Origin of the sequence: Microcoleus sp., from assembly GCF_049646505.1 — a bacterium.
GTDB lineage: Bacteria > Cyanobacteriota > Cyanobacteriia > Cyanobacteriales > Microcoleaceae > Microcoleus.
In genome coordinates, this window is the sequence record NZ_JBARVX010000135.1 from 1 (window position 1) to 4,940 (window position 4,940).

4 protein-coding genes are annotated in these 4,940 nt (G+C 45.2%); 3 read left to right on the forward strand and 1 reads right to left on the reverse strand.

Annotated elements, in window-relative coordinates; all coding sequences use genetic code 11:
* The 3 genes from WBA89_RS07780 to WBA89_RS07790 all read left to right on the forward strand — a co-directional run.
* On the forward strand, positions 1-450 hold a 450-nt coding region (locus WBA89_RS07780), incomplete at its 5' end, for a DUF433 domain-containing protein (protein ID WP_424405340.1).
* Positions 451-564: 114 nt separating this feature from the next.
* Complete coding sequence (locus WBA89_RS07785; RefSeq protein ID WP_236507348.1) at positions 565-1,359, forward strand: hypothetical protein; 795 nt, start codon at positions 565-567, stop codon at positions 1,357-1,359.
* A complete protein-coding gene (locus tag WBA89_RS07790; protein ID WP_424405342.1) occupies positions 1,356-2,585 on the forward strand; it encodes a DNA methyltransferase in 1,230 nt (409 codons plus the stop codon). Before WBA89_RS07785 ends, WBA89_RS07790 begins: the two co-directional genes overlap by 4 nt.
* 80 nt (positions 2,586-2,665) lie before the next feature.
* Here the strand turns inward: WBA89_RS07790 and WBA89_RS07795 are convergent, their stop codons facing one another.
* Entirely contained in the window at positions 2,666-4,771 is a 2,106-nt protein-coding gene (locus WBA89_RS07795; RefSeq protein WP_424405344.1) for a ShlB/FhaC/HecB family hemolysin secretion/activation protein, read from the reverse strand.
* Positions 4,772-4,940: the final 169 nt, after the last annotated feature.

Consider the following 4,940-nt stretch of genomic DNA (forward strand, 5'->3'; position numbering starts at 1 on the left):
TACATTCTGTTTTCCTCCTTGCTCTATATTAGCATAGTATTCTTGATTGAAGATTCAAATATGACTATAAAACAACCAATACAAAAAAAAATATTGAAGGCGGTTGAAACCGCTACCGACTTCCTCCATAAGTCTAAAAGCCAGGGGCTTCCGTCTCGTTTTTCGGTGATTCTCATTGGAAAAACTCGCGTTACATTAGATACTGTAATCGCTGTCTTTCAGCAGGGCGCGACCGCAGAGGAAACTGTTTATCGTTATCCATCTCTGAATCTAGCTGACGTTTATGCCACCATCGCCTTTTATCTCAACCACGAATCGGAAGTAGAAGCGTACTTGCAACAGCGACGGCAGCAATCGCAAGAGATTCGCGTTATGAATCAAGCAAAATTCGACCCGCAAGGCGATCGCGATCGCCTGCTTGCCCGCAGAACACCGCAAGAACCATGTTAAAGTTTCTTGCTGATGTAAAACTTCGATAATACGATCGTTCTTGATGTATAGGGCAAAATTAACGCCATACCACGCTATACTTTGCTGGTTAAAGTAAAAAACGTAAGATTTGCCGTGACCGATGAGAGCCTTTACCTCAAAAAATTTTTAGATCCTATAAAGGTATGCAGACGATATAAGCCCAAATTCGGTCTAGGTAATAGAGAAGAAGGGATAGATCTGACGCGGTTCTTGTCAATCTATGGAGCAGACCCATTCTATTCATGGATTGGTCTTGACTCAGATTTGATGTATGCAGCTCACAAAGCTGCTGGGGGGATGACTTCGGTTTATCGACAGATTGGAAAAGGCTGTGAAAATCTATTCAGGCAGATAATCATTGACCAGACACAATATGATGATCCAAATTACGCCCTGTGGTCTTACATTACAAAAACCAAAAATGATAAGAATAAAACTTTGTCATTAGATGCGCGGCTGGAACTTAGCCAAATTCGGAATATTGAAGTCAAAGCAAGAGTTATTCAGTGGATAGCAGACTATAGTATTTCTCTCAGTGTACCTGCACCCTTGAACGGAGCAGTGTTTGAAGTTCGACAAGGATATAAAAGTAAAGATAGCAAGAGACAGAATGCTGACATAGACAATATTGCCGTTGCTTGGGCAAACGGCTACCTTCCAGTTTTTGCAATTTTTTCTTCTCAGATTGATACCGATTTGGTGTTGCGCTACCGAAATAGTCGTGGAGGAATAATCATTGGCACGACATCAGGGAATAATCAAACTTCGCTATTTGCTTTTTCCAAAGAAGTTTTGGGATATGACTTAGCAGATTTTTTTCATAGGAATTCTGAGGTAATCAAAAGCGAAGTTTACAGCACTTTAGAAATTCTACTGAGGGCAGAATGATGAGATCTACTGTCCAACAACGATCTGACTATACTTTTAAAGCTAATCGTAGTCTTGGAAGACACGGATGGCTTCGTCTTACACCAGCATATGGCGTGAAGCTTGTTGAAAAACTTTTGTCTTCGTCTAATACCGAAGCGATTATTCTTGATCCTTTTTCTGGTACAGCTACAACAGGGCTTGTTGCTGCTGAACTAGGGTACAAAGCTTATTCATTTGACATCAACCCATTTCTGATTTGGCTTGGAAATGCTAAATACCGAAATTATGCTGAAGACTGCCTACTAGATATTCGTGAAAAAGTATGGCAGGCTTTGAAAGAGTATAAGAGTCAATTAGAGCAAGATAACTGGACACCACAAATATTCAACATTGAGCGGTGGTGGTCTGGCTATACGCTCAATGTTCTTGCCGCCCTGCGAACCGCCTTAGTGGAGCAATTTGGAGAACCTGAAGAGAACGATGAATATAGTGTTGTTTGGATCGCATTCTGTCGTTTGATAATCGAAACTTCATCGGCAGCTTTTAATCATATTTCTATGTCATTTAGTGAAACAGTAATTCACCATGAGATTGAGTATATTGAAAAACTTTTTTTGGACATACTTGATTTTGTACTTAGATCTGCCGAGAAGAATATTATGGGTAATGCTAGAGTCCTGAAGGTGGATTCTCGAAATATAATCAGTGTCGGCAATATCAAGATAAATAAGGTTATAACTTCGCCGCCTTATCCAAATCGAGTTAGTTATATTCGTGAACTTCGTCCTTATATGTATTGGACAAAATTTATAAATGAAGCCAAGGAAGCAGGTGAACTAGATTGGTTAGCTGTTGGTGGAACTTGGGGAATTGCAACAAGTCGGCTCAATTCTTGGACGATACAAGAAGAAGATTTACCAGAAAGTATCTTCTCAACTGTAAAAAATATAAGGATGTCTGACGGGAAAAATGCAAATCTTTTATCGATTTACGTCTTAAAATACTTTCATGATATGCACTTGCATTTGAGTTCAATCAGATCCATTTTAGAAGATGGAGCTGAACTCCATTATATTGTTGGTAATTCAACTTTTTTTGGTAATATGGTTGATACGGCAGCCTTATTTTCTGATTCCATGAGAATTCTTGGCTACTCCAAAATTCATTCTGAAATTGTCAGAAAACGGAACTGTAACAAGGCTTTGTATGAATACTGTGTTTCTGCAATCTGGTCCACAGGTTAACCATCGCGTTGGAGCAGACGGTATCAAAGTTACCTGTGGGAAGCAACGATTTTTTGCGGCGGCTCAACCCAACCTACAATTTAGAAAGCAAAGTAATTAATCCGAAAGTAGATGCCTTTTTCCTGCAAAGTTTGATCGCCCCCTCCGACATTAATCAAAGGAAAACCGTAGTCGAGACGCACATTCAACCGATCGCCCATTTGCCAAACCAGCCCCAAACCAGCACCCAACAGCGTGTCAGACTCAGGATTCGCTTTTTCCCCCGAATGGTTCCAGCCTACCCCAAAATCGATAAACGGAGCCACCTGCAACAATCCCTTAACTTCCGGGACACGCCAAACAGGGATTCGCACCTCCGCGCTGGCGATCGCACCGCTATCAGTTAACAGCAAATCTTGGCGGTACCCGCGAACGCTTTCAACGCCGCCGATCCCGATTTGTTCGAGAGAAAGCAGCGGGCGATCGGCTAATTGAATGTCGGAACGCACTATCAGCAAGGTTTCCGGCGCTAACAGCCGCACGTACTGCGCTTGTCCGCGCCACGCCAGAAAACGGCTGTCAGGGCCGCTATTGTTCTCAGTAGCGCCGAACAAATTGGTACCGACGGAAAACTGCGATCGCGCCGCGATCACTTGTTGGGTATTTCGCTGCACGTATTCTTGAAAAAACCGCACCGCCGAAACCCGCGTTTCCCCGCGATCGTTTGCTCCCGCCGACAGCGCAAATGGTTCCCCCAACAGGAATGTATCGCTTTCTTGGCGCGATAAACTTACTCCCAAAGCTAAAGTGCGATCGGGCTTTTCGACAATCGGCTGGCGGTAAGTTAACTCGTAAGTCCGCGATTTACCCTCAATTTCGGCAGCATCGAAAGGTTCCTCAATGATGTTAGTGCTCGCAGCGCCCGCAGCAAACCGAATTGTGCCGTTGCGCGCGTTGACTGGGACTGTGTAGCTACCGTTAAATTCATTGCTACCGTCGGTGTTAGCGTAGGATACCTCCAATCCGTCGCCCAAACCCAGCAAATTTGCTTGATTGACGCGCACGCCTCGCCGAAAACTGCCCACGCTGGGCGATCGGTTGTTGTCTGCGAACACTTCGCCGCTGAGGCTGTCTGCTTCTTTAATCCGCACTTCTAAGCGGCTGTTTTCCGGGCGGCTTCCGGCTTGCAGTTCGGCGGAAACATTGGCAATTAAGGGGTCTAGTTGCAGCATTTGCAAGGCTTCCAGCAGCCGAGATCGATTGAGCGGCCTTCTGGTGGCGCGTTCGAGGCGCGATCGCACGTAACTTGAATTCAAGCGCCTGTTTCCGGCGATCGCAATTTCATCTAACCCGCCTTCGACAATCCGAATTTTTACCACGCCTCCTTCCCTGGGAAAGCTTTGGTTGGCGGGAATTACAGCGCCGGAATTGATGTATCCGGCTGCTACGTATTTTTGAGTGACGGCTGCTTCGGCTGCGATCAGTTCAGCAAAGGTGATTTCGCGCCCCGCAAATTGCTGCGTAACTTCTGCTAATTCGCGATCGCTAAAAGCCGTGTTGCCTTCAAACTCAAAGCGCTCCACCCGAATTGTACCCGGAATCCCCGGTCTAGAATCGCCGGGAACAGGTGTTGCTGGGGTTGGCTGGAGGGGAGAGGGTGGAGGCGGTTCGGGGGCGATTGGTGCGGGAAATTCCGGCTCTCTCGGTTGAATTGGGTTGGGCAGTTGGCTGATATTGCGATCGGAATTGTCTGTACTCGCGATCGCCACAGGATTCGGTTCTAATTCCGATGTCACCGGATTTGAAATTAGTTGCGAATCTCGATCGCCCTCCAAACCAATTTTTTGGGCGCTAATACTTTCTTCTAGCGGTTTACCTGAGTTAGAAAGCGCGGTTTCTTGAGTTTTTGTGCTGAAGGTGCGATCGGCCCAATTGGCAACTTCTGGCTGTAAATCGGGAGTTTCTGCTGGTATAATTGGTGGCACAGGCGATCGATCTGATGCTGGGGCGAGCAAGTCTTCGCGAGTGTCAAGATTAATATCAGTGCTTCCCTCGTGTCGATCGCGATCGCTACTGACTGCGGTCAAATCCTCAACATTGGAGGTAAAAATTGCAACATTGCTAGCGGATGTTTGCGCTGGTTTTCCCAACCAAACTAACCCAAAAATTCCAGCGAGTAAAAAAAGTTTTTGCGATCGACAAGCCATAGGATCTAATTATCTCGAATAATTGGGTGAAAATCTTTTCAGGAACCGCTCGTAAAAACCTGGACAAAGCTACCCAAAAGTAGTCAATGTTAGACATCTACGTTGGTAATTTTAGTCCACAATCCTAAAAATACAGGAATAAACGGCAATCCCTCTATTCCCTTCATGA